Source organism: Streptomyces sp. NPDC045287 (assembly GCF_056432325.1).
The window spans coordinates 119,387-144,159 of sequence record NZ_JBWKJG010000016.1 but is presented as its reverse complement, the minus strand read 5'-3'; the positions used below and the strand labels follow the sequence as shown (position 1 = coordinate 144,159).

Below are 24,773 nucleotides of genomic sequence, written 5' to 3'. Positions count from 1 at the left end.
CGGTGCAAAAGCGCATGCAGTGGCCACCCGGCACGCGGTTGCCGCCCACGTGGCGTGTATGTTCCGGGGCCGAGAGCCTCGGAAGGGACCGATCCGGTGAACAAGAAGCTTGCAGCCGTGCTGTCCGGTGGTGCGGTGCTGGTACTCGCGCTGTCGGGCTGCAGCAGTGACGAAGGCGACGAAGGCAAGGTGGACGCCTGGGCGAAGACGTTCTGCGACCAGGCGAAGCCGCAGATCCAGAAGCGGGCCGACGCCCAGCAGACCATCATCTCGACGGCGGCGGACGGCAAGCCCGCCGACGTCCAGGCGGCGGACTCGAAGGCGTTCCAGGACATCGCGGACACGGACAAGGCGCTCGCCAAGGCGGTCGAGAGCGCCGGCGTCCCGCCCGTCGAGAACGGCGAGAAGCTCCAGCAGGACGCCGTCAAGGAGCTCACCGCCACCGCCACCGCCTACGAGGGGCTCAGGAAGCAGGTCGACGCCCTCGACCCCAAGGACCAGCAGAAGTTCGCCGACGGCCTGCAGGGTGTCGCGAACGGCCTGAAGCGCATCGAGAAGATGGACCAGGACGCGCTGGCCAAGCTCCAGTCCGGTGAGTTGGGCAAGGCCATGGCCAAGCAGCCCGGCTGCCAGAAGGCCCGGGCGTCCGTCGCGCCCACCTCGACCGGCGGCCCCGCGGCCGAGCCCGGCGACGCCGCGCCCGCCTCCCCGTCCGCCGCGGCCTCCGGCCGAGCGTCGGCGAAGCCCTCCGCCTCGGCGAAGCCCTCCGCGTCAGCGAGCGCCAAGTCCGAGTAGCGGTACGCGCCCCGCCCGTCCGGCCCGGTTGTCCACAGGGAAGCCGGGCCGTTCGTCATTGTCCGTGGCGCCGGTCACAATGAGCGTGTGAGTACGACCAGCCTGACCCCCAGCCTCCCGGTGCCCGACCACGCCGACCGCCTGCGCGCCGCCCTCCTCGACGCCGGCTTCACGGCGGACGGGCTCCTCGACCGGCTCGGCGCGCCCGCCTACGCCGCCCTCGCCCGCAGCGAGACGGTGCCCGCCCTGCGCGCCACCCGCGGGGACGGACCGCTGGACACCCTCGTCCGCCTGTTCCTGCTCCAGCAGCGGGTGCCGCACGCGTGGGCGCGTGCCGCCCTCCCGCTGGACGAGGCGCTCGCGGACGGCTGGGCGGTGAAGGACGGGGACGGCGTCCGGGCCACGGTCGACGTGCGCCCGTACGGCGGCCCCGACGGCGAGGACTGGTACATCGTCTCCGACCTCGGGTGCGCCGTGGGCGGCGCGAGCGGAGCCGGAGGCAGGGGCGAGGGCGTCGTCCTCGGCGTGGGCGGCGCGTCCACCACGCTCGCCGGGCTCACCGTACGGACGCCCGTCGCCTCCGCGCTGGACCTCGGCACCGGCTCCGGCATCCAGGCGCTGCACGCCACGCGGCACGCCACGCGGGTGACGGCGACGGACCTCAACCCGCGGGCGCTGGAGTTCACCCGGCTGACGCTCGCGCTGTCCGGCGCGCCGGAGGCCGACCTGCGGGCCGGGTCGCTGTTCGAGCCGGTCGCGTCGGAGACGTACGACCTGATCGTGTCGAACCCTCCGTTCGTCATCTCCCCGGGCGCCCGGCTCACCTACCGGGACGGCGGGATGGGCGGTGACGACCTGTGCCGCGCCCTCGTCCAGCAGGCCGGGGAGCGGCTCAACAAGGGGGGCCACGCGCAGTTCCTGGCCAACTGGCAGCACGTCGAGGGGGAGGACTGGAAGGACCGCGTCCGCTCGTGGGTGCCGCGCGGGTGCGACGCGTGGATCATCCAGCGGGAGGTCCAGGACGTCACCCAGTACACGGAGTTGTGGCTGCGGGACGCCGGGGACCACCGGGCCGCCCCGGAGGAGTACCGGGCGCGGTACGAGGCGTGGCTCGACGAGTTCGAGGCGCGCGCGACCAAGGCGGTCGGCTTCGGCTGGATCACGCTGCGGAAGTCCGGCACGGACGAGCCGTCCATCGTCGTCGAGGAGTGGCCGCACCCGGTGGAGCAGCCGCTGGGCGAGACCGTGAGGGCGCACTTCGCCCGTCAGGACTACCTCCGGGCGCGGGACGACGCGGCTCTGCTCGCCGACCACTTCGTGCTCGCGCCCGAGGTGGTGCAGGAGCAGGTCGGGCTGCCGGGCGCGGAGGACCCCGAGCACGTCATCCTGCGGCAGAACCGCGGGATGCGGCGGGCGACCAAGGTCGACACGGTCGGTGCCGGGTTCGCCGGCGTCTGCGACGGCACGCTCAGCGCGGGCCGCATCCTGGACGCCATCGCCCAGCTGATGGGCGAGGACCCGGTCGTGCTGCGGGACCGCACGCCGCAGGCGATCCGCCTCCTCGTGGGGGAGGGCTTCCTGGAGCCCGCGCGGCCGGACGGCCGGGGCTGACGCGGAGCCGACGCGGGACCGGCGCGGAGCCGACGCGGTGCCGGGCGGGTGAACGGCCCCGGGCCCCGCGCCGTTCACCCGTAATTCGCGCTTCCGACGCCCGGAGGTGTCAGCCTCCCCGGGGGCGCCCCGCAGCGCGGCCCAGGCTCACGGTCCCACGGGCACGCGGCCGGCCACCGCGCACGGCCCGCGGGGCCCCGGGGACTGGTACGACGAAACGGGGTACGGGCATGGAGAGCGGACCGGCCATCTTCGCCGGCACGGCGTTCACGGTCTTCGGCGCGGGACTGCTGGTGTGGACCGTGGCTCGTGTGACGCACCGTGCACCAGTGGCACACGGGGTGAGTCCGGCCACAGCCGCCGCTTTCGCCGTCGGAGCCGGAGCGGCGTTCCTGGCCCTCGGCGTGTGGTGCTTCGGCCGGATCTGACCGGCATCGCCCCGGCCGGCTCCCGCAGCCACCGCGACCGGTACCGCCACGACCGGGGGCGTACACCCGCTGAGCAGGCCGAATCGGGTCAGGGCCGGCGATCGGCAGGGCCGGGCGGAAGACCGGGACGGACCGGTGGGGAGCCGGTCGCGCGGCGTGGGGCACCCCCGGTCGGAACGTGACCCTCCGCGTCATGACGGGAGTCCGGGCGGCAGGAATGCCAGAAGTCGGGTTACCGTTCGAGTGGCCGTTGCGGGCTTTCGCCGTTTGACACGGGGGCGGGTTGTACCGTCACACTCCGCAGCGACAGCAGCGTCACAGCCGTGGCGCAGTGCCCGCAGTGCCCGCGGTGCTCCCCAGGCGGGGCCGCACCGCGCCGTACACGCACCGAGCGCCGACCGGAGAGAAGAGCGAAGAGTTGTCCCCGACACGCGAGACCGCACAGGGCGGCCGCCGACTCGTCATCGTCGAGTCCCCTGCCAAGGCGAAGACGATCAAGGGCTACCTCGGCCCCGGCTACGTCGTCGAGGCGAGCGTCGGGCACATCCGCGACCTTCCGAACGGTGCCGCGGAGGTGCCCGAGAAGTACACCGGCGAGGTGCGCCGGCTCGGCGTCGACGTCGAGCACGACTTCCAGCCGATCTACGTCGTGAACGCCGACAAAAAAGCCCAGGTCAGGAAGTTGAAGGAGCAGCTCGCCGAGTCCGACGAGCTCTACCTGGCCACCGATGAGGACCGCGAGGGCGAGGCCATCGCGTGGCACCTCCTGGAGGTCCTCAAGCCCAAGGTCCCCGTCCACCGGATGGTCTTCCACGAGATCACCAAGGACGCGATCCAGCAGGCCGTCGCCAACCCCCGCGAGCTGAACAAGCGGATGGTCGACGCCCAGGAGACCCGCCGCATCCTGGACCGGTTGTACGGCTACGAGGTCTCGCCGGTCCTGTGGAAGAAGGTCATGCCCCGGCTGTCGGCCGGCCGCGTGCAGTCCGTCGCCACCCGGCTCGTCGTCGAGCGGGAGCGCGAGCGCATCGCCTTCCGCTCCGCCGAGTACTGGGACCTCACCGGCACCTTCGGCACCGGCCGCGCCGGCGACCCCTCCGACCCGTCGGTCCTGACGGCCCGCCTCGCCTCGGTCGACGGCCGCCGCGTCGCCCAGGGCCGCGACTTCGGCGCGGACGGCCGCCTCAAGGGCGACCAGGTCCTCCACCTCGACGAGGCGAACGCCCGCGCCCTGGCCGCCGCGCTCGCCGACACGCGGTTCGCCGTCCGCGCGGTCGAGTCCAAGCCGTACCGCCGCTCCCCGTACGCGCCGTTCCGCACCACCACCCTCCAGCAGGAGGCGAGCCGCAAGCTCGGCTTCGGTGCGAAGGCCACGATGCAGGTCGCGCAGAAGCTGTACGAGAACGGCTTCATCACCTACATGCGCACGGACTCCACGACGCTGTCCGACACGGCCGTCGCCGCCGCCCGCGCGCAGGTCACGCAGTTGTACGGCGCCGACTACCTGCCGGACGCGCCGCGCACGTACGCCGGGAAGGTCAAGAACGCGCAGGAGGCGCACGAGGCGATCCGCCCCTCGGGGGACCGTTTCCGCACGCCCGCCGAGACCGGACTGACCGGCGACCAGTTCAGGTTGTACGAGCTGATCTGGAAGCGGACCGTCGCCTCCCAGATGAAGGACGCGGTCGGCAACTCCGTCACCGTCAGGATCGGCGGCCGGTCCGCGGACGGCCGCGACGCCGAGTTCAGCGCCTCCGGCAAGACGATCACCTTCCACGGCTTCATGAAGGCGTACGTGGAGGGGGCCGACGACCCGAACGCCGAGCTCGACGACCGCGAGCGCCGCCTCCCGCAGGTCGCCGAGGGCGACCCCCTGACCGCCGAGGAGGTCACGGCGGACGGCCACGCGACCAAGCCGCCGGCCCGCTACACCGAGGCGTCCCTGGTCAAGGAGCTGGAGGAGCGCGAGATCGGCCGCCCGTCGACGTACGCGTCGATCATCGGCACGATCCTGGAGCGCGGCTACGTCTTCAAGAAGGGCACGGCGCTCGTCCCGTCGTTCCTCTCCTTCGCCGTCGTCAACCTGCTGGAGAAGCACTTCGGCCGGCTCGTCGACTACGACTTCACCGCGCGGATGGAGGACGACCTCGACCGCATCGCGCGCGGCGAGGCCCAGGCCGTGCCGTGGCTGAAGCGGTTCTACTTCGGCGAGACGGTGCCCGACAGCGGCTTCGCCGCCGGGGGCGCGGGCGGCGCGGCCGACGCGGGCAACGGCGACGGCGACCACCTCGGCGGCCTGAAGGAGCTGGTCACGGACCTGGGCGCGATCGACGCCCGGGAGATCTCCTCCTTCCCCGTCGGCAACGGCATCGTGCTGCGCGTCGGCCGCTACGGCCCGTACGTCGAGCGCGGCGTGAAGGACGAGGAGGGCCACCAGCGCGCGGACGTCCCCGCCGACCTGGCGCCCGACGAGCTGTCCGTGGAGTACGCGGAGGAGCTGCTCGCCAAGCCGAGCGGCGAGTTCGAGCTGGGCACCGACCCGGCGACCGGCCACACGATCGTCGCCAAGGACGGCCGCTACGGCCCGTACGTCACGGAGATCCTGCCCGAGGGCACCCCGAAGAGCGGCAAGAACGCGGTGAAGCCGCGCACGGCCTCCCTCTTCAAGTCGATGTCCATCGACACGGTGACCCTGGAGGACGCGCTCAGGTTGATGTCGCTGCCGCGCGTCGTCGGCAAGGACTCCGAGGGCGTCGAGATCACCGCGCAGAACGGCCGCTACGGCCCGTACCTGAAGAAGGGCACGGACTCGCGTTCCCTGGAGAGCGAGGAGCAGCTCTTCACGATCACGCTGGAAGAAGCCCTCGCGATCTACGCCCAGCCGAAGGCGCGCGGCCGCGCCGCCGCCAAGCCGCCGCTGAAGGAGCTGGGCACCGACCCGGTGAGCGAGCGCCCCGTCGTCGTCAAGGACGGCCGCTTCGGCCCGTACGTGACGGATGGCGAGACGAACGCGACGCTGCGCAGCGGCGACAGCGTGGAGACGATCACGCCGGAGCGGGGCTTCGAGCTGCTCGCCGAGAAGCGGGCGAAGGCCCCGGCGAAGAAGACCGCCAAGAAGGCGGCGGCCAAGAAGACCGCCGCGAAGAAGACCACCGCCGCGAAGAAGACGACGGCGAAGACGACGACGGCGAAGAAGACCGCGGCGAAGAAGACGGCCACCAAGACCGCCACGGCCAAGAAGGCGACGGCGAAGACGACGACGGCCGCCAAGGCCGGCGCCTCCGACGAGTAGGCGCCGGGGGAGGCGGGACGGACGGTCCCACAGGCCCGCCGGCGGACCCGCCGGGCGCGCCCGTGCCCTTCCCGGGACCCCGCCCGCGCCCTCCGGGCCGGTCCGCGCCCTTCCGACCGGTCCGCGCCCGGCCCCGTACCGCGACAGCGCGGCGCGGGGCGGGGCGGCGCGCGCCGTACCGGGGGCCGGCCGCCGTGTGATCGCGCGGCCGGTCGGGGCGTATGAGTGTCGGCCTGGGCGGATAGGCTGAGGGGATGACGCGAGCCGAGCAGCCAACGGCCCTGGGCCCCACCTCAGACCCCGAAGTCTCCGACGCCGCACTCGCCGCGGACTCCCGCGAGCGCGCCGTACGGGCGCTGCTGCGCAACCCACGGCTGCGCCGGTTGTGGAGCGCGTCGCTCGTCGGCGGCGTCGCCGACGCCCTCGCCCTGCTCGTCCTGGTCCTCCTCACCGTGCGGGCGACCGTCGCGGAGGAGACGCTCGGCGGCGGGGTGCGCGGCGCGGCCTTCGCGGTCGCCGCCGTCCTCGGCGCCCGCGCGCTGTCCACGCTGCTCCTCGGTGCCGTGCTGCTCGGCCCGATGAGCGGCCTCGTCGCGTCCGACGGCCCCCTCGACCGCCGCTGGACCATGATCGCCGCGGATGGTGTGCGGGTCGCGCTGCTGGTCGCCGCCCCGCTCTGGATCGTCTGGACGCCCGACCAGGCCGTCCTCCTGCTCCTGATCACCGCCTTCCTGGCCGGTGCCGCCGAGCGGTTCTGGACGATCGCCCAGGAGAGCGCAGCCCCCGCTCTGCTGCCCGCCCCGCCCGCCGGGGGCGCCGCCGTGCGGCCCCTGCCGGACCACTTGGGCACGCTGCGCCGGCTCTCGCTGCGCACCGGGTTCGCCGCCATTCCGGCGGCGGCCGCCGCCCTGCTGGTCACGGCCCTCGCCGGCAAGCTGCTGGCGCTCGGCGTCGACTGGTTCGCGACGCACCAGGCGGCGCTCGGCTCGTACGCGGCGGCCGGGCTGTTCGCCGGGTCCCTGTCGATCCTGTACTTCCTCCAGCTTCCCGACACGCAGACGCCGCGCCCCCGCTCCCCGCTGGAGGGCCTGCGCCGGCCGTCGACGGGCGCGGGAGCGGAGAAGGGCCGCACGGGCGCCATACCGCTGCTCGTCCTCGCCTGCGCCGCCGTCGCCGGAGCGGTCGCCTCCGCCGCGGCCGTCGCCGTACTGCACGCCGCCGAGCTGGGCGGCGGCCCCGTCGCGTACGCGCTGCTCGTCCTCGCCCTGACCGGGGGGACGGGCCTGGGCGTCCGCGCCGCCCGCGCCGTCCTGCCCGCCCTGTCCCGGCGCCGGCTCCTCGCCCTCGCGACCGCCGTCACCGGGATCCTCCTGCTCGTGATGGGCCTCGTGCCCGACACGGCGACCGTCCTGTTCCTCGCGCTCGCCGCGGGCCTGTCGGCCGGCGTCGCCGCGAACGTCGGGCACACGCTGATCGACCAGGAGACGGAGGAGTTCCGCCGGCCGCGCCTGACCGAGCACCTCCAAGCCGCCGTGCGGGTCGCCATCGCGCTCGGCGCGCTCGCGGCGCCCCTGCTCGCCGCGGCCATCGGCCCGCACCGCCTCGCCGACGGGGACGGCGTCTTCGCGCACGGCGGCGCCGCCTTCACGCTGATGCTGGTCGGCGCGCTGCTGCTGCCCGTCGCCGCGCTCGTCCTCGCCAAGACCGACGACCGGTCGGGCGTACCGCTCCGCCGCGATCTGCGCGACGCGCTGCGGGGCGCCGATCCGGCGCAGGCCCCGGCCCCCACCGGATTCTTCATCGCCATCGAGGGCGGCGACGGCGCCGGGAAGTCCACGCAGGTCGCGGCGCTCGCCGAGTGGATCCGCGCGAAGGGCCACGAGGTGGTCGTCACCCGCGAGCCGGGCGCCACGCCCATCGGCAAGCGGCTCCGCTCCATCCTGCTGGACGTCTCGTCCGCCGGCCTCTCCCACCGCGCGGAGGCGCTGCTGTACGCCGCCGACCGCGCCGAGCACGTCGACTCGCTGGTCCGCCCCGCCCTGGAGCGCGGCGCCGTCGTCATCTCCGACCGGTACATCGACTCGTCCGTCGCCTACCAGGGCGCCGGCCGGGACCTGTCCCCGACGGAGATCGCCCGCATCTCCCGCTGGGCGACCGGCGGGCTCGTCCCGAACCTGACCGTGCTGCTGGACGTGCCGCCGGAGACGGCACGCGAGCGGTTCACGGAGGCGCCGGACCGGCTGGAGTCGGAGCCGGCCGAGTTCCACGCGCGCGTACGGGCCGGTTTCCTCACGCTCGCGGCCGCCGACCCCGCCCGGTACCTCGTCGTGGACGCCGGGCAGGAGCCGGAGGCCGTCACCACCGTCGTACGCCACCGGCTCGACCAGCTGCTGCCGCTGTCCGAGGCCGAGATGAAGGCCCTGGAGGAGGCGCGGAAGGCCGCCGAGGAGGAGGCCCGCCGCAAGGCCGAGGAGGAGGCCCGGCGGAAGGCCGAGGAGGAGCGCCTGGAGCGGGAGCGCCAGGAGCAGCTCGCCCGGCTGCGCGCCGAAGAGGAGGAGCGCAAGCGCCGCGAGGAGGAAGAGGCGCGGCGCCGCGAGGCCGAGCGGCAGGCCGAGGAGGCCCGCCAGCGCGCGGCCGAGGCCCGGCGGCTCGCCGAGGAGGAGCGGCGGCGGCGCGAGGCCGAGGAGAAGGCTCGCCGCGAGGAGCAGGAGCGGCTGCGCAAGCGTGCCGAGGAGGAGGCCCGGCTGCGCGCCGAGGCCGAGGAGCGGCGCCGCGAGAAGCAGCGCAAGGCCGAGGAGGCCCTGCTGCGCGCGGAGGAGGCCCGCCGCCGGGCGGCGGCCGAGGCCGAGGCGGCAGCCGCAGCCGCCGCCGCTGCCGCCGCGGCGGCCCGGCCGGCCGTCTCGCCGCACGACGTGACGGTGCCGACCCCGGTCGTACGGCCCGACGAGATCACGCAGCCCCTGCCCGCGGCCCGCATCGACCTGCGCAAGGACGACGACGAGACGCAGCGCATCAGCATGCGCAAGGACGACCCGGCCCCGGACGTCGCCGAGACGGCGGTCCTGCCGTCCGTACGGGACGAGCGGCCGGACGACCGCGTGCCGCCCGGCTTCTTCCGCGACGAGGTCCGGCCCGGTGCGGCGCCCGAGCCGCCCGGCGCCAACGAGCGGACCCGCGAGCTGCCCCAGGTCGACGAGCAGGGCAGGCCGCGGCGCGGCCGTCCCGACTGGGCGGAGGAGACCCCGCTGGACGACCTGCCGTCCCTGGCCGACGAACTGCTCGGGGGCCAGGACGACGAGGGCGACGGCCGGGGCGGACGCCGCCGCTGAGGCCCGCCGCGCCCCGCTGGGGCGCGGACGCCGCGGCCGGACGTCGCCCGTACGTGGTGGTCGGATGTCGTGGCCGGGCCGTAGCAGAGGGCGCCGTGGTGGGACACCGAGGCCGGGCCGTGGCCGAACGTCCCGCCCGTACGCGGTGGTCGGATGTCGTGGCCGTACGCCGCCGTCGGACCGCGGCGCCGCCCGTGCCGCCGGAGCGGGCGGCGTTGTCAGAGGGCTCCGTCACAATGGGTGGCGCCGGTGGAAGGGCCGCGGCGTGAGGAGAAGGTGGTGACCCGTGCCCGTATGGGATGACCTGGTGGGCCAGGAGCGCGTCCAGGCGCAGCTCGCCGCCGCCGCGCGGGACGCGGACGCCCTCGTCACCGCCGAGGCGCAGGGCGCCGCGCCGCCCGACGCGGCGAAGTCGAAGATGACGCACGCCTGGCTGTTCACCGGCCCGCCCGGCGCCGGCCGGGACACCGCCGCCCGCTGCTTCGCAGCCGCCCTCCAGTGCGTCAGCCCCGACCGGGCGCTCGGCGGGGAGCCCGGCTGCGGTTTCTGCGACGGCTGCCACACGGCCCTGATCGGCACGCACGCCGACGTGGAGGTCATCCGCACGGACCTGCTGTCCATCGGCGTCAAGGAGACCCGCGAGCTCGTCCGGCGCGCGCAGCTCTCCCCGGCCGGCGGTCGCTGGCAGGTCATCGTCCTGGAGGACGCCGACCGCCTCACGGAGGGCGCGGGGAACGTCCTGCTGAAAGCCGTCGAGGAGCCCGCGCCCCGCACGGTCTGGCTGCTGTGCGCCCCGTCCCTGGAGGACGTGCTGCCCACGATCCGCTCCCGCTGCCGCCACCTCACGCTGCGCACGCCGCCGGTGGACGCCGTCGCCGACGTGCTCGTACGGCGCGACGGCGTCGACCCGGAGACGGCCGCCGCCGCCGCGCGCGCCACCCAGGGCCACATCGACCGCGCCCGCCGCCTCGCCACCGACGAGGGTGCCCGCGCCCGCCGTGCCGCCGTCCTCAAGCTGCCCCTGCGCGTGCAGGACGTGGGCGGGTGCCTCAAGGCCGCCCAGGAGCTGATCGACGCCGCGGGGGAGGACGCCAAGCAACTCGCCGAGGAGACCGACGTCAAGGAGACCGAGGAGCTGAAGACGGCCCTTGGCGCGGCTCAGGGGGGCCGCATGCCGCGCGGTACGGCGGGCGTGATGAAGGAGCTGGAGGACAAGCAGAAGCGCCGCAGGACCCGCACGCAGCGCGACAGCCTGGACCTCGCCCTCAGCGACCTGACCGGTTTCTACCGGGACGTCCTCGCCCTCCAACTCGGCACGCGCGCGGCGATCGCCAACGAGGACGTGCACGACGCGCTCGACCGGATCGCCCGCGACAGCACGCCCGAGTCGACCCTGCGCCGCATAGAGGCCGTCCTCGCCTGCCGTGAGGCCCTCGACCGGAACGTGGCACCGCTGCTCGCCGTGGAGGCCATGACCATGGCCCTGCGCGCCGGTTAACCCGTACGGGTAGGACGCGCGCGAACACCGGGTCGCGCACCGTCACCGCGCCGCTACTCTCCGGTGAATGCACCCATGTCGTCCGCTCCGCACGTCCGTGTCCGCCGTCACGCTCGCCCTGCTCCTCGCGGTGGGCTGTGCCGGGAGCGGTGACCCCGCGGGCGCCTCGGCGCCGCGCGCCACCGCGCCCGCCGCTTCCGTCGCGTCCACCGCTCCCACCGCGTCCCTCCCGTCCGACCCGGCCGCGCTCCGCCCGTACTACGCCCAGCGGCTGAACTGGCGCGACTGCGGGGCGCCGGGCTTCCAGTGCGCCACGCTCAGGGCGCCCCTCGACTACGCGCGGCCGGGCGGCGCCCGGGTCGAGCTCGCCGTCGCCCGCGTCAGGGCCACCGGCCCCGGCGAGCGCCTCGGCTCCCTGCTGGTCAACCCGGGCGGCCCCGGCGGCTCGGCCATCGGCTACCTCCAGGGGTACGCCGGGCTCGCCTACCCCGCCCCCGTCCGCGCCCGGTACGACATGGTCGCCCTCGACCCGCGCGGCGTGGCCCGCAGCGAGCCGGTCCGGTGCCTCGACGGGCCGGCCATGGACGCGTACACGCAGGTCGACCAGACCCCGGACGACCAGCGGGAGACCGGCCTGCTCGCCACGTCCTTCAAGGGGTTCGCCTCGGCCTGCGCGAAGAGGTCCGGGCGGATCCTGCCGCACGTGTCCACCGTCGAGGCGGCCCGCGACATGGACGTCCTGCGCGCCGCGCTCGGCGACGAGAAGCTCAGCTACGTCGGCGCGTCGTACGGGACGTTCCTCGGCGCCACGTACGCCGAGCTGTTCCCCTCCCGCACCGGCCGCCTCGTCCTCGACGGCGCCATGGACCCGTCCCTCACCGCCGAGCAGCTGAACCTCGACCAGGCGACCGGTTTCGACACGGCGTTCCGCGCCTTCGCCGCCGACTGCCTGACCCACCCTGACTGCCCCCTCGGCACCGCGTCGGTACGGGACGCCACCGCCCGGATGAGGACGTTCCTCGCCGGACTGGACCGCGAGCCGGCCCCCACCGGCCAGGACCGGACCCTCGGCGAAGCCCTCGCCACGATCGGTGTGATCACCGCCATGTACGACGAGGCCGCCTGGCCCCGGCTCCGCACGGCCCTCACGCGCGCGATGGACGGCGAGGGCTCCGGCCTCCTCGCCCTCGCCGACAGCTACTACGAGCGCGACGGCGACGGCGGCTACTCCAACCTCATGTCCGCCAACGCCGCCGTGAACTGCCTGGACCAACCGCCCGCCTTCACCACCCCCGCCGCGGTCGCCGCCGCCGTACCGTCCTTCGAGAAGGCGTCCCCCGTCTTCGGCCGCAGCCTGGCCTGGGCGTCCCTGGCCTGCGCGTACTGGCCGGTGAAGGCCACCGGCACCCCGCACCGCATCACCGCCGCGGGCGCGCCCCCGATCGTCGTCGTCGGCACGACCCGCGACCCGGCCACCCCCTACAAGTGGGCCCGCTCCCTCGCCGCCCAGCTCTCCTCCGGCACCCTCCTCACCTACGACGGCGACGGCCACACCGCGTACGGCCGCGGCAACGACTGCGTCGACACCGCGATCAACACCTTCCTCCTGGAAGGCACACCCCCGCCCCCGGCCAAGCGCTGCCGCCGGCCGTAGGCCCCCGGAAAAGGGCGTGCATGAGCACCCCCTCCACCTGTGTAGACTTGTCCTCGCTGCTGCACCCCCCAGGGGAGCGCGCGGTGTGCCGCCTTAGCTCAGTTGGCCAGAGCAACGCACTCGTAATGCGTAGGTCTCGGGTTCGAATCCCGAAGGCGGCTCAGTCGAAAGCCCAGGTCAGTCTTTGCTGACCTGGGCTTTCTCGTTCAGATCACGCGGCGTCGCCGTCGTGCGCGCTCGGCGCGCCTGTCCCCGGTCTCAGTTCTGGTCTCAGACGATCCCTTCTGCGGCGGCAGGAAGGCGTCCCCGACCCGCCGCATCGCGTCCTTCGACAGAGCCGACCTGCCCTTGACGTAACGCCGAGTCTGGCTGATCTGCGTGTGCCGGAGAATCTCCATGATGGTGGGCATGTCCACCCCCAGCTCGTTCAGGATCGTGCCGGCGGTGTGGCGGCTCCCGTCGTACAGGCGACGGTCACTGATCCCGGCCTCCTCCAGCAGTTCCTTGAACTCCTCCCAGTCGGCCCGCGGGTCCAGCGGCCGGCCGTCCGGCCGGGCGAAGACCACGTCGTGCTCCTGCCACAGCTCACCCGCGGCGGCCCGGGCGTCCTCCTGCTGCTGCCGGTGCTCGCGCAGGAACGGAACGAACGGCGGCGGGATCGGCACCGGGTTCCGACTCTTCTTCGTCTTCGGGCGGGTGAACACCAACCCGCCGCCCCGGCGCTCCGGACACGCGCTGGCGTGCCGCACGCAGTCCGCCGGGCACGGCTCGGGGCATCCCCGCTTGTAGCCCCGGTGGGTGGCGCACCGCGGCGGACACGGTTCGAACCGGTGCAGGCGGGCACCGCAGGCGCGCGGGTCGACGCAGCCGTGGCGCCAGGTGAGCCGCTGGAGCTGCCAGCGCGGGTGGAACAGCTCGTTGTCCAGGTCGACGTACTTCCACCGCAGCCCCAGCGTCTCCCCCTGCCGGAAGCCCATGCCGACGCCGACCAGCCACCGCATGAAGGTGGGACGCTTCCCCGCCGCTAGCAGGAACGCCTTGGCCTCCTCCATCGTGAAGGGGTTCGCCTCGGTCTCGTCGACGGTCGGCGGGTCCACGAGCGTGGCGACGTTCTCCACGATGATCCGGCGACGGTGTGCGATCTTCAGGGCACGCGACAGGATGCGGTGCACCTTCAGGATGTGGGACGGGGCGTGTCCCTCGGCCAGCATGTCGGCGTACAGCCGCTCCAAGTGCTCCGGGGCCAGCTTGTCGAGCCGGTGCTGGCCAAGACCCGGGATGATGTCGTTGCGCGTCTTGGACCAGTAGTCGTCCAGCGAACGCGGCTTGAGCTTCAGGCTCGCGATCGTGTCGAGGTATGTCGTCATCCACGCCTCCACGGTCGGCTTCCTGCCGGCCACGGGCGCGCGCCCCTCGTCGCGCTGCTTCTCCAGCTCCTTCACCTTGCGCTTGACTTCGGCCTCGGTCTTGGCGCGGCGGTGGCGGCGGTCCGGGCTTCCGTCGTTCTTGACGCCCATCGTGACGCGGCCGTGCCACCAGCCGTCCGCGCCTAGGTAGATGGTCGACTCCATGTTGGCCTTGCGGGGGCTCATGCACTCCTCCAGAAGGAAGCGGCCCCAGGATGCCTGGGGCCGCTTCGGCTGTGCTGTGACGTCAGGCGGCGGCGGGCATCAGCCCGGCCACGTACCGCTCCAGGTCCGAACGCCGGATGCGGCGGCAGCGGCCCACCTTCACGTAGACCAGGACGCCGGCCGCCATCAGCTCGTACACGGTGGACCTGCCGAGGCCGAGGGCCTTGGCGGCCTCCTCGGGCTTGTACAGAAGAGGCTCGACGGGGTGCGTCGGGGTGCTCATCAGAACTTGCCTCCTACCGAGTGGACGTGAGGGCTTCCGCCCTCCCTCCGTCAGATCCGCAACGTCCGCCACGCCGCCACATCGCAGGTCAGGGCCTTGATCGTGTGGCGGATAGCGGTTTTGTGGCGGATGGGTGCCGCCACACCGGGATGGTGTGGCGGCACGGGGCTGGGCCGGTTCGGTCAGCCGGTGGTGGTGAGCTGTGTGGCGGTTTCCGCGGGCGTGTGGCGGATGGGTGTGGCGGTTGCCGCCACGGATTCACCCCCGCTGACCTGCGGTGTGGCGGACGTTGCGGATGTTGCGGATTCTGTGGGGGGCGGGGGGCAGTACCGCGTCCAGGCGTCGATCAGGTCCTCGGCGTAGTAGCCCTTCGGGGTGCCAGAGGGGGTGCGGATGCCGCGGGGCTTGATGGGCTTGTTGGCCGGGGTGACGTACTGGGCCAGCAGCCGCGCGAGGATGCGGGAGTTGATCGGCCTGTCGTCCAGGTCGGCCCAGGGGGCGTCGTCCATGGCGAGGAGACATTCGAGGATGACGGCGGTGGGCATCCGGTCGGCGCCGCAGAACACCTTGTCGCGCAGGTCGGTCAGCAGCCGAACGCCGAGGGAGGCTTCGTCGTTGTCGTGGGCGGCGTGGACCAGCTCCAGGCACGCGGCCCGCGCCCGCGCCGGCCAGCGGCCCCCGGCCGCGTCCGCGACGGCCAGGAGCGGTTCCCACACGTCGGCGGGCCGGTCGGTGACCCCTTCGGGCATCTCGGGCCAGGCGTTGGCGACCTGGTCGCGGACGGTGTCGGCCCACGCGGCGAGCTGATCCCGGAGGGCGTGGCCCTGCTTCTCGTGGATGCGCTGCCGGTAGGGCTCGACCTTCTCGTTCGGCGCCCGCTTGCGCATGCGGATGATGACCGAGCGGGTCAGGACGGTGTCGGGCAGGGACCCGAGCCCGGCCATGGCGACCGCGCAGTAGGAGCCGAACAGCTCCGCGTTCTGGTTGGAGCCTTCCCCCACGCAGCGCAGGGCGCCACCGATCCTGCGGTAGCCGGCGTTCAGGAACCCGCGCAGCGCCTCGTCGGCTCCGGCCTTGGGGCCGAAGATGGTGTCCACCTCGTCGAACAGGACGGTGGGCAACCCGGCGGCGGAGTCGACCAGCCGGTACAGGGCGTTCGCAGACGCCGAGACGGTACTGACCGGCCGGGGGGTGAGGAGTTCCACGATCTCCAGCGCCCGGGACTTGCCCGACCCCGGCTCGGGGGAGAGGAACGCGATCCTCGGCGTGGTCTCGAAGCACTCCACCAGGTGCGCGTGGGCGTCCCACAGGGCGACGGCGACGTAGGCGGCTTCGGTGGGGAAGACGTTGAAGCGACGGTGGAAGGCTTCCACCTCGTCCAGCAGGGCCGCCCCGTCGATGTGCTGCTGGGTCATGCGGCGGTCCTTTCAGCGTGGTGGCGCAGGGGGCAGGCGGTGCGGTGGGCGGCGTGCTCCTCGATCAAGGCCAGGACGCGGCGGTGACCGACGGCGGAGCGGTTGCGACCGCAGGCACAGACGGACGTGGCGGTGGGCACGGCGCCGCGGCCGGGCGCGGTGACGTGGAGCATCGCGACGATGCGCCGGCCGTCGCCCGGCTGCGGCTCAGAGCTGAAGAGGACGCCTTCGGCGGCGACCTTCGGCGCACCACTGCCGCCGCGGGCGGGGGCCGGTTCGGCGGGGTTCGGGTTGGTCGGGGGTGTGGGTTGGCCTTCCAAGCGGGGGGCGGTGGGGGTGGTCATGCTGCCTCCCGGGGGCGGGCGGTGCGCAGGGAGCTGTCCAGGGCGCTGCGGATCGTGGCGCGGCACTCGGCGGCGGTGAGGCCGGCCGCCTCGCCTGCTCCTTGGAAGGCGGCCTCTGCCACGTGGCGGGGGAGGTCGCCCCACGCGACGAACCGCCCCACCTTGAACGCGCTGCGGTTCAGCGTCGTGTTCCGCAGCCCGTCCGGGGCCGATGCCACTGCCGCGCATTCGGCTTTCAGCGCGGCCAGGGCGGCGCGGCTGCCGTCGACCGCAGGCAGCCGCAACGGGCCCGCAGGGCGCACGGGAGCCGGACAAAGGATGCTCAGCAGCCAGGAGGGCAGAGGAGCCGCCTGCGAGGCGCACAGGGCCTCGTACCGTCCCGCTGGGGTGGTGCTGCCGGCGGCGACGACGTAACCGCCCCACGCCCGGGTGTCGACCGAAGTGGCCACCGTGCCCGCCGTGTTGGGCAGCCGGATTCCGTCCGGGGCGGTGAAGTAGAGGTGGGTTCCGCCGCTCGCGGTCCGCACCCTGTAGGTGGGCGGGACGGCGTGTCCGGCGCGCTCGCAGAGCGCCTGAAAGGTCGCCGCGCCGTCAGGCGCGTCCCCATTGCCCTTGTGCTCCGGGGTGTCCAGGTCGACCACGAGCAGCCCGGACGGACCCGCCGCAAGGCCGACGTTGAACGGCGCGGACGACCACGCCGCCCGAATCCGGCCGGGGTCGGTCGTGGCGCGCTGCTCCCACTTCACGTGCCCGCCCGTACAAGGGCCGGTGCGGGTGCAGGACTTCTCGCCGTGCAGGGCCGGAACCTTGCTGCCGGGGCGGAGGGGGAAGACGTGCCAGCCGCGGGCGACCGCGTCCAGGGCGGCGTTCAGCAGCGACACTCGACGAGTGTCGGCGTGTTGGGTCATGCTGGGTGAACCTCCAGTTCGGTGGAACGTGCTGGGAGTGAGGGCGGCCCCGGATCTTGGCGGATGTGGGGGCCGCCCTCGTGCTGTTACTGGTCGGTGGTGCGGTGGGTGGCGGTGAGGTAGAGCCGGACGCGGCCGGGGGTGCGGGTGGGGTACTGGCGGGCCGGCCCGGTGGTGAACACCTTCGCGAGGGCGGCGTGGATGTGGTCGGTGTCGTCGGGGGCGCAGATGATGCGGATCTCGAACACGGGGCTCCTCGGACGGGGCTGGAATCCGGGCTTTGGCAGGGCCCAGCAGGGGTGGTCACGGCCCCCTTTACCGGCGCTACCTTGCAGGTCAGGGGCCTCTACCTGCCCCTTGACCGGGGTAGAGGGCCCCCGCTACTTCACCGGCCCTCCGGAAGGTGCGGGGAGGGCCGGGCGCAGGGGTGTGATCTTGGGGTGGGGTAGTGGGGTCCCCCTCTACCCGAGGAGGATCTCGGCGGGGACGGCGGCTTCGATGTCGCGCCGCTGGTACCCGGCCTTGTTCTCCCCGGCGATCTTCACCTGCTTGCTGGTGCGCTTGACGCCGGCGGCTTCCAGTTCATCGGCGAGGCGTGCGGCGTCGAAGTCGCCGTAGGTGTCCTCGTCGATGTTGACCAGCCCGTTGAGGAGGTCGGTGGTGAACATCCTCGGGGAGTGCCGCATGACCTCCAGGACGTCGGAGAGGACCGGCGGGACCTTGACGCCGTGTGCTTCGGCGGCGGCGGTGACGTCGCCGGCGGCGTCCCCGGTGAGCTGCCCGGCCAGCTCGCGCAGGGTGCGGCCTTTCTGGCAGAGCTGGGCGAAGCCGGGGCCGTCGAGGTAGTCGGCCCGCACGGTCACGAAGCTCGCGGGCCCGGTGACCAGGACGCCGGTGCCCTTGTGGTCCTCCGACAACACGGAGGCGTCGGCTCCCTGGGCGGCTTTGCCCTTGCCGAGGACCATGTCGGAGGAGGTGCGGTCGACGACCTGGGTGCAGTACCGGATGGTGATGATCTCCCGCAGCTTCGGCGGCACACTCTCGGCGTCCGGCCTCTGACTGGCGAAGTTGGAGACGAACCCGGCGGCCGGCCCCCTCCTCGCGATCCGGCACAGGTTGTTGATGACCTGCTCGCGGTCGTCCTTCTCCATCGCGGTGAAGTACTCCTGCAACTCGTCGATGGTGACGAAGATGACCGGCAGGTTGTACTTCTCGACGATCTGCGGGGTGAGCTTGCCCTCCGGGCAGATGCTCGTCGGGAGCTCCCGCAGGATCGCGAACCGCCGCTCCATCTCGACCAGCAGCTCATCCAGCATGGTCTTGAGGGCTTCGATCGCGTCGTCCTCGGCGCCCATGACCAGGCGGTGGGCGACGGCCCGCATGGGCATCCAGTCGGCGCCGCCCTTGCCGTCCGCGACGTAGTGCCGCACCCACGGGTCCAGCAGCCCGGCCGCCGTCATCAGCCGCTGCGTGAACGTCTTGCCCCGGCGGGGCAGGCCGCCGAAGAACATGGACTGCCACATGACCGGCACGCTGATGCGGGTGCCGCGGGCGTCCTGCCCGAAGGGGATCGGCTCCCACACACTGAACCGCTCCGCCTTCGCCAACGGCGACGGGTTCGGCGTGCCGAGATAGGGGTCGTCGTCCGCGACCCACATGGACACCCTGCCCGCGTTGCCGCCCTGCGCGGCGCGGACGCGGGACATGATGACCTGGATCTCGTCCACGCCCAGCTCCTGCGCGATGACCTCGCGCTTGGCCAGGACGTCGGAGGCGGTCTTGCCGCCGCCGCGGGGCAGGTCGAAGATCACCGACCAGCCGCGGCCGTCGCGCACCGGGCCCATGACGCACGCCACCCGCGGAGCATCCTTCTCGTCGTCACCGCTCTTGCCGCTTTTGAGGAGGCCAGCGGCGCGCAACGCGTCGTTGAGCTGCTGCGCGGACATGTCCACCCGCAGGGGCGGCGCCGCCTGATCCAGCAGCCGCGCATCCTCCCCGCGCCCCAGGTAGCCGAGCGGGACCGCGACGGCCGCGGTGGCGCCGGCGGCGAGGACCGGTGGGGCGAGGACGATGCCGAGGGTGGCGGCGGCGACCGCGGTGCCGGCGGCGCCCCAGCGCCAGCGCCGGGCGGTGGTGCGGGCCCGGTGCGCCATCTGGTGCCGCACCGCGAGTTCGGCGTCCTCGGGCCGTGCCTTGAGCTGCGCGGCCAGCGCCCGGACGGTGGCGGTGTGGTCCTTGGCCCACAACACCGGCCACAGGCCCTTGCAGGCCCGGTAGAAGCCGCGCGCCACCAGCCACGCGGCCTTGATCGCGTACTTCGGGGTGCGGATCGAGTGGTAGGCGGCGTGCCAGCCGACCAGCCGCCCGAACGCGACGGCGTTCGCACGAATCGACGCGGCCGAGCGGGCCCACGCGGGCAGCATCGGCACGTCCGGCACGGTCAGCCAATCCGCCAGCGGGTTGTCGGCCCGGTCGACCGCCTCCACACCCGGGGTGGTGCCCTCGGCGGTCGGCTCGTCCTTGACCAGGGAGACGGGGCCCGCGGCTTCGCGGGCGGCGCGGTGCTCGTCGAGGCTGTAGACCGGCGCCTCGGAGGCCGGATCAGTCATGATGGAACCCTCCTGCCTGCCCTTCGGGGCAGGCGGATAAGGCCCGGGGCGGCCGACGATCCTTGGCCGGGTGACGGCCGCCCCGGGGCATGGCTACTGCTGCTGGTCGGCCGACTCGGTGGGGTCGGTGTCCAGGGCGGTGATGGTCGGGCAGGGGTGGGCGACCGGGGCGCCGCCGCCGGCGTGGCCGGTGCAGTGGCCGCAGATGGTGCCCCCGTCGTGCTCGATGGGGGCGTGGAGGGTACGCACGCGGTCGATGGCGTCACGGAGGGCGCGGAGGCGTCGGTCGGCGCTGCGCTGGCCGAGTTGCCTGGCCGCGACCTCCCGCATGATCGACTGTCGACGGGTCATAGAGGCTCCTTCGTGGGGTGGGTGGTCAGTGGGTGGAGCGGGCGCGGGCGTAGTCGGCGGCCGTGCACCCGGCGGCCTCGGCCGCGTCGGCCGCCACGTCCGCGAGGTGGGCGGCGTGCTGGGCGATGTCGCTGGTGATGCCGTGCTCGGCGCCGATGCGGACCATGTCCCGCCCGGTGGCGACGGCGAGCGCGGCGAGCTGCTGCTTGCGGGTCATGCAGACCCCTTCTCTGTGGCGGGGCCGGACGGTCCGGCTCCCTCCCGCCGCCCGGCCGCGTGGGGCAGGCGGCGAGGGGCAGCCGTCAGATACGCCGCAACTCGTGGGTGTGGGCGAGGACCGGGGCGATCCAGAAGGCGATCCGGTCCACGGTCCAGCGGCCGTTGGTGAGCGGGCCGGGCGGGACTTCGTCCAGGACGCGGCCGGTCCTGCCGACCGCGCGGGGGTCGTCCTCGCAGGAGATGATCAAAACCTTGTCGCCAGCCTGGAAGGACATCTCAGGCCCTCCCGCTCTGCCACACGGAGCGCAGGACCAGCAGCGCCACGACCAGAGCCACGGCGGAGACCGCGACGGCGATGACCGACACGGCGAGCGAGACGGCCAGGAACGAGCCGCCCACTCCCAGTGCCAGCCACCGGCCGGGGTGGACGGTCGAGTGCGGGGCGTGCTGGCAGACGGGTGCCGGCGCCGGCTGCTGGGCGTGCTGGGCGGCCTGGACGGCGGCGAGGACCAGGGCGTAGGTCTCGGACTGCTGCGCGGCAGCGGCGGCTTCGATGGCCGCGTGGTCGACGGGATGGGGCTGGGGGATCACGGGGTCTCCTCGTTGGGGTAGGCGCAGGGCACGCACATGCCGAGCGACCGGGGGATGCAGTACCCGGCATCCCGCCGGCACTGCGGGCAGAGGCGCCGCGCCGCCATGGCGCGCTGAAGGGCGGCGGCGCGGCCGGGCGTCATCGGACGGACGGGCCGGGCGAGGTCGACGCGGTAGAGGTAGGCGACCAGCGGGCCGCTCCGCCGGCGCGGCCGTTCGAGCTGGGCGGCCACCGGCTGGCCGCCCGGCCGCAGTCCGCGGGCGCGCAGTTGGCGGCGGGTGGCCAGCCCGTCCGGGGCCAGGCGCCAACGGTAGGTGGGGATGGTGTTCATCGGGCGTTCCCGACCAGTGCGGTGACGGTGGTGCGGCGGGCGGTGTCGGCGGCTGCGACCCGTGCGGCGGTGCTGTAGCGGGGGGTGTCGCCCTTGCGCCGACGGGGCGGAGCCGAGCGCTTGCGCGGCGCCTTCTTCGGCGCGTCGGAAGCGGGGGGCATTTGGTTCGCGACCTGCGGTGATGTGCGCCGGATCGGCACCACGTCGGCGCCGGTGGGAAGCACCCACTCCGGGGGTCGCAGTCCGGCGGTGATGCGCTCGCGCAGTTCGGCGGCACTGGGCCGGCGGGCGGCGGCCAGCGCCGTGGTGGAGCGGACCGCACGGCGGTGCAGGTCCGGCGTCATCCCGGGCTCGGCGGCGCCGTGCACGATCTCCCACGCACGCGCCCACGCGTCCTCGGCGGACAGCTTGCCGAACGGGGCGGCGGAGATCAGCCGGTCCGCGAGCCGGGCGACCTTGCGGTGATCCCGGCGCCGGCGCCGGGCGTGCCGGCGGAGCTCCCGCTCGTCGCCCTCCCCGGTCGCGGCCGACAGGGTCGACACCCACTGGCGGACCTCGAAGACCAGCGGCCCGAGCAGCGACACAGCGGCGAGCCCGGCGCCGGCCACGGTCGCGTCAGCCTCGGACAGGCCCTCGATGTGGCGGCCGTAGCTCCAGTTGATGGCGGCGGCGAACGCGGCGGCGGCGGCGACCAGGGCGCGCAGCAGCCACCGCACCCACCCCGGGAGCCCGCGTTCGTCGGCGTGCGCGACCCCGGCCGCCATCACCCACGCCGCCCCCTCAATCGCGAGAGGGAGCGGCAGCAGCATCGGGGAGATACCGACGAAGTGCATCACCTGCGCCGGGAGAGCGGCAGCCGCGGACGCACCGACCAGAGCCAGCGTCCCGGTCCGGTAGACGTTCCCGGCCGTCAGGGACTGCGCCCGCCGGGCGGCCCGCTCAGCACGGCGCCGCGCCTTGTCCTGGCGGCGCTGCTCGGCTTCGACGCGCCGCTGCTCACGCAGTCGGGCGGCGCGTTCGTCGGCCTCCCGCTGCCGGGCGGCCCGCAGCTCCTCGGCGGCCACGGCGTCCTGCCGGCGCTGCCGGGCGGCAGCCGCGGCATCCCGCCGGCGCTCTGCACGGTAGTCGCTCACCGGCCCGCGCCCTTCCGTGTGGTGCGGGTGCACAGCGGGCAGCCCTGCGAAGCGCCGGCCGGGGCCGGGGACACGGTGGCCAGCGCCGCGAGCAGCACCAGAGCGAGCGCCCCGACCACGACCGCCACGACCAGGAGCCGGGAGGCGACGGCGACCAGAGCGGCGACGGCCAGGTAGACCAGCGTCTCGCCGCTGGTGGCCAGGTGGTGCGCGGCCAGCGCCAGGCGGCGGTAGAGGGTCCTCATCACGCGCCACCCCCGATCCGCCGGCCGACCCGCGTGCTGGCCGTGTTCCAGTGGCGGTAGCCGGTGGTGGGGTGCTCGACGAGGCGGGCTCGCAGGTAGTCCGCGGACCACCCGGGGTCGTCCCCGCGGTCGAGGACGTTGGTGAGGGCGATCTGCGCGTGCGTCACGCGCTCGGTGAGAACGCGGGCACGGGCCTGGTCGTCGCCCACGGTCGCGGCGTACGGGATGGCGATCGCCTCCCGCACGGCTTCCAGCAGGATGCGCAGTTCGGCGGCACTCACGCGGCACCCCCGTGAAGGCCTGTCTCGGCGGCGTGGTTGATCAGCGCGACCCGGGCGGCCAGCGCACGGCGCCGGGCCCGGCGGATGCGGCGCTCGTCCAGCTCGCTCGGCGTGCGGTCGAGGGTGACGATGTACGCGTCCAGCAGCTCGACGTCCGCCAGGATCACCGGCATCTCGCGCTCGATCGCGTCCAGCTCGACGGCCGTCGGCTCCATCCACGGAGCGAACGCGGTAACGGCGTCCTGAACAGTGACGATGTGCTCCATTGGGTCGTGGTTCCTTTCGCAGGTGGAACGGCCCGAACAGCGGCCCCGGTGGTAGGACACCGGGGCCGCGCGCCGTTTTGGGGTGTGGGGTCAGCGGGCGTGCTTGGGGGACCAGCGGCCCGACTTCAGGTCGGTGTACTCGTCCAGGTACTCGTCGGTGGCGCGGCGCATGTCCTCGGCCAGACGGTGCTGACCGGCGGCCTTCAGCTCGCGCTCGGCCTTGCGGGAGGACTTGATGTCGGCCGTGATGTCGGCGGCGACCTGCTCGTCGGACAAGACTTCGGAGCGGCGGAAGAAGTGACGGGCGGCACTCATGCGGATCTCCTGGGGTGTGGTGGGCTCGGGGCTGTCCCGGCTCCCAGCGGCCCCGGAAGCGAGTCCGGAGCCACGGGCAGCCGTTCAGGAGGAGGAACGGGTGCTCTGGGCGGCGACCACCGCGAGGGCCGCGGCCACCGTGTCGGTCAAGGTGGTGCACACCGGTACGCCATGACGACGAGCCACGTAGATCAGGTACCTGTTGCGTTCCGGGTTGGGGCAATCCGGCGGGCAGCCGAGGACCGCCCGGCCCGTCGTGACGTCCAGGCCAAATTCCACGTTGGTCGTCATCCCGGGAAGGGCACGCAGATCGCGGGGGATCCAGAAAAGGATCGCCGTGGCACGGCCGCGGGCGTTGGTCTCCCAGTCGACCTGGTCCTCGTAGCGCTTCGCGCGCTGGCCGTGGCGGGACTCCGGGCTCAGGATGTTCAGCGGCTGGTCGCCGTTCCACTGCTCGGCTAAGGCGCGGATGGCGTCGGGCCGCCAGGACGGGACCGGTGCCCTCTTGTCCGGGGTGGGGCCGGCAAGGAACACCGACGGCCCGGCCGGGAGGGGTTCACGAGCCATGATCAGGTTGATGGTCACCGGCGCGCTCCCTTCCCGGCGGAGGCGCGGGCCGCGTGCTGCGGGGTCCACGGCAGGGGCAGGTCGTCGTCAGCCCGGCGAGGCAGCAGGTGAACGTGAAGGTGGAAGACACTCTGAGTGGCCTCGGCGCCCTTCGAGGTGATCAGGTTCGCGGCGGGGAGCTTGGCCATCAGCTCAGCGGCGCGGCGCATCACCGCGGCGGTGACCTCCGGGTCGGTACCGGCGTCCTCCACATGAACGCGCGGCAGGACCATGACGTGGCCGGGGGTGCAGCCGCGCCGACCGTGTTCATCGGCACGGGGCAGGATCGCGATGGCGTCATCCCACTCACGGACGATCGTTGCCGGGGCCTCCCCGGCAACGATGGAACAAAAGACGCAGGTCATTGACGGACTCCTACGGAATCGGGAACGGGCCGTCCGGCTCCCCTCAACCCCGCCCGTACGGACACCCCTCGCAAAGGGGCCCGGACAGGCGGAGGAGGCAACCGGCCCGCAGCCAGGAGCTGCGGGGTGGCGAAGCGTTCTACGGCCCCAGAGGGGCCCGCGATCTTTGCCCTTGTCTCACCACGCGCACGGATCACTTGGCCGCCCCGCAAGGGCGGCCCTGGAGAAGGTGCTTGCTGCTCGCGCGGCAGGGCCTACAGCTTGTCGCAGATGCCTGAAACATCCTCTGTTGAGTTTTCAATGACCGGCAGCTACTCGATGAGCGCGGTAAC

26 protein-coding genes and 1 tRNA gene are annotated in these 24,773 nt (G+C 73.7%); 8 read left to right on the top strand and 19 right to left on the bottom strand.

The features are described 5' to 3' along the window. Window positions 1–96 precede the first annotated feature (96 nt). The 8 genes from AC07D6_RS25125 to AC07D6_RS25090 all read left to right on the top strand — a co-directional run bounded on the left by AC07D6_RS25125 (window position 97) and on the right by AC07D6_RS25090 (window position 12,768). The gene (locus tag AC07D6_RS25125) at window positions 97–795 is read left to right on the top strand and encodes a small secreted protein (RefSeq protein WP_315879892.1); all 699 of its coding nucleotides are present in this window, start codon (window positions 97–99) and stop codon (window positions 793–795) included. 87 nt (window positions 796–882) lie between these two features. After that, a complete protein-coding gene (locus AC07D6_RS25120) occupies window positions 883–2,406 on the top strand; it encodes a DUF7059 domain-containing protein (RefSeq protein WP_479047858.1) in 1,524 nt (507 codons plus the stop codon). Between the two features lie 230 nt (window positions 2,407–2,636). Then, on the top strand, window positions 2,637–2,834 hold the full coding sequence (locus AC07D6_RS25115) for a hypothetical protein (RefSeq protein ID WP_315879894.1): 198 nt from the start codon (window positions 2,637–2,639) through the stop codon (window positions 2,832–2,834). A 418-nt stretch (window positions 2,835–3,252) separates the two neighbouring features. Beyond that, window positions 3,253–6,126: a type I DNA topoisomerase gene (topA, locus tag AC07D6_RS25110; RefSeq protein ID WP_479047855.1), complete on the top strand. Its 2,874-nt coding sequence runs from the start codon at window positions 3,253–3,255 to the stop codon at window positions 6,124–6,126. Window positions 6,127–6,380: 254 nt separating this feature from the next. Beyond that, entirely contained in the window at window positions 6,381–9,455 is a 3,075-nt protein-coding gene (gene tmk, locus AC07D6_RS25105; RefSeq protein WP_479047853.1) for a dTMP kinase, read from the top strand. Between the two features lie 286 nt (window positions 9,456–9,741). Next, window positions 9,742–10,953, top strand: a complete 1,212-nt coding sequence (locus AC07D6_RS25100) for a DNA polymerase III subunit delta' (RefSeq protein ID WP_315879897.1) — start codon at window positions 9,742–9,744, stop codon at window positions 10,951–10,953. Between the two features lie 67 nt (window positions 10,954–11,020). Further along, window positions 11,021–12,607: an alpha/beta hydrolase gene (locus AC07D6_RS25095; RefSeq protein WP_479047850.1), complete on the top strand. Its 1,587-nt coding sequence runs from the start codon at window positions 11,021–11,023 to the stop codon at window positions 12,605–12,607. Window positions 12,608–12,694: 87 nt separating this feature from the next. Beyond that, a tRNA-Thr gene (locus tag AC07D6_RS25090) sits at window positions 12,695–12,768 on the top strand. 45 nt (window positions 12,769–12,813) lie between these two features. Here AC07D6_RS25090 and AC07D6_RS25085 read toward each other — a convergent pair. The 19 genes from AC07D6_RS25085 to AC07D6_RS24995 form a co-directional block, all read right to left on the bottom strand. Continuing rightward, window positions 12,814–14,199 carry a tyrosine-type recombinase/integrase gene (locus tag AC07D6_RS25085; RefSeq protein WP_479047847.1) on the bottom strand — a complete coding sequence of 462 codons (1,386 nt, stop codon included), beginning with the start codon at window positions 14,197–14,199 and terminating at the stop codon, window positions 12,814–12,816. Between the two features lie 61 nt (window positions 14,200–14,260). Then, window positions 14,261–14,461 carry a helix-turn-helix domain-containing protein gene (locus AC07D6_RS25080; protein ID WP_479047846.1) on the bottom strand — a complete coding sequence of 67 codons (201 nt, stop codon included), beginning with the start codon at window positions 14,459–14,461 and terminating at the stop codon, window positions 14,261–14,263. Between the two features lie 182 nt (window positions 14,462–14,643). Next, window positions 14,644–15,876, bottom strand: coding sequence for a DUF3631 domain-containing protein (locus AC07D6_RS25075; RefSeq protein ID WP_479047844.1), 1,233 nt, complete (start codon window positions 15,874–15,876; stop codon window positions 14,644–14,646). Then, window positions 15,873–16,220 carry a hypothetical protein gene (locus tag AC07D6_RS25070; RefSeq protein WP_479047842.1) on the bottom strand — a complete coding sequence of 116 codons (348 nt, stop codon included), beginning with the start codon at window positions 16,218–16,220 and terminating at the stop codon, window positions 15,873–15,875. Before AC07D6_RS25070 ends, AC07D6_RS25075 begins: the two co-directional genes overlap by 4 nt. Further along, complete coding sequence (locus AC07D6_RS25065; protein WP_479047839.1) at window positions 16,217–17,128, bottom strand: bifunctional DNA primase/polymerase; 912 nt, start codon at window positions 17,126–17,128, stop codon at window positions 16,217–16,219. Before AC07D6_RS25065 ends, AC07D6_RS25070 begins: the two co-directional genes overlap by 4 nt. An 86-nt stretch (window positions 17,129–17,214) precedes the next feature. Then, window positions 17,215–17,376, bottom strand: a complete 162-nt coding sequence (locus AC07D6_RS25060) for a hypothetical protein (protein WP_479047837.1) — start codon at window positions 17,374–17,376, stop codon at window positions 17,215–17,217. Window positions 17,377–17,589: 213 nt separating this feature from the next. Beyond that, window positions 17,590–19,737: an FtsK/SpoIIIE domain-containing protein gene (locus AC07D6_RS25055; protein WP_479047836.1), complete on the bottom strand. Its 2,148-nt coding sequence runs from the start codon at window positions 19,735–19,737 to the stop codon at window positions 17,590–17,592. Between the two features lie 93 nt (window positions 19,738–19,830). Then, on the bottom strand, window positions 19,831–20,088 hold the full coding sequence (locus tag AC07D6_RS25050) for a hypothetical protein (protein ID WP_479047834.1): 258 nt from the start codon (window positions 20,086–20,088) through the stop codon (window positions 19,831–19,833). Window positions 20,089–20,113: 25 nt separating this feature from the next. After that, entirely contained in the window at window positions 20,114–20,305 is a 192-nt protein-coding gene (locus AC07D6_RS25045; RefSeq protein WP_479047832.1) for a hypothetical protein, read from the bottom strand. An 85-nt stretch (window positions 20,306–20,390) separates the two neighbouring features. Then, on the bottom strand, window positions 20,391–20,582 hold the full coding sequence (locus AC07D6_RS25040; protein ID WP_479047830.1) for a hypothetical protein: 192 nt from the start codon (window positions 20,580–20,582) through the stop codon (window positions 20,391–20,393). Window position 20,583: 1 nt separating this feature from the next. Beyond that, window positions 20,584–20,898, bottom strand: a complete 315-nt coding sequence (locus AC07D6_RS25035) for a hypothetical protein (protein WP_479047827.1) — start codon at window positions 20,896–20,898, stop codon at window positions 20,584–20,586. Continuing rightward, window positions 20,895–21,230, bottom strand: a complete 336-nt coding sequence (locus AC07D6_RS25030; RefSeq protein WP_479047824.1) for an RRQRL motif-containing zinc-binding protein — start codon at window positions 21,228–21,230, stop codon at window positions 20,895–20,897. The genes AC07D6_RS25035 and AC07D6_RS25030 overlap by 4 nt, the downstream gene beginning before the upstream one ends. Further along, window positions 21,227–22,363, bottom strand: coding sequence for a hypothetical protein (locus AC07D6_RS25025; protein WP_479047821.1), 1,137 nt, complete (start codon window positions 22,361–22,363; stop codon window positions 21,227–21,229). The genes AC07D6_RS25030 and AC07D6_RS25025 overlap by 4 nt, the downstream gene beginning before the upstream one ends. Further along, entirely contained in the window at window positions 22,360–22,608 is a 249-nt protein-coding gene (locus AC07D6_RS25020; protein ID WP_479047818.1) for a hypothetical protein, read from the bottom strand. The genes AC07D6_RS25025 and AC07D6_RS25020 overlap by 4 nt, the downstream gene beginning before the upstream one ends. Beyond that, window positions 22,608–22,889 carry a hypothetical protein gene (locus tag AC07D6_RS25015; RefSeq protein WP_479047817.1) on the bottom strand — a complete coding sequence of 94 codons (282 nt, stop codon included), beginning with the start codon at window positions 22,887–22,889 and terminating at the stop codon, window positions 22,608–22,610. Before AC07D6_RS25015 ends, AC07D6_RS25020 begins: the two co-directional genes overlap by 1 nt. Beyond that, entirely contained in the window at window positions 22,886–23,155 is a 270-nt protein-coding gene (locus tag AC07D6_RS25010; protein WP_479047815.1) for a DUF6284 family protein, read from the bottom strand. Before AC07D6_RS25010 ends, AC07D6_RS25015 begins: the two co-directional genes overlap by 4 nt. Window positions 23,156–23,245: 90 nt before the next feature. Then, window positions 23,246–23,470, bottom strand: coding sequence for a hypothetical protein (locus AC07D6_RS25005; protein WP_479047813.1), 225 nt, complete (start codon window positions 23,468–23,470; stop codon window positions 23,246–23,248). Window positions 23,471–23,554: 84 nt separating this feature from the next. Beyond that, entirely contained in the window at window positions 23,555–24,055 is a 501-nt protein-coding gene (locus AC07D6_RS25000) for a nucleoside 2-deoxyribosyltransferase domain-containing protein (protein WP_479047812.1), read from the bottom strand. Beyond that, window positions 24,052–24,441 (bottom strand): HIT family protein, encoded by a 390-nt coding sequence (locus AC07D6_RS24995; protein WP_479047810.1) that lies wholly within the window; start codon window positions 24,439–24,441, stop codon window positions 24,052–24,054. The genes AC07D6_RS25000 and AC07D6_RS24995 overlap by 4 nt, the downstream gene beginning before the upstream one ends. Window positions 24,442–24,773: the final 332 nt, after the last annotated feature.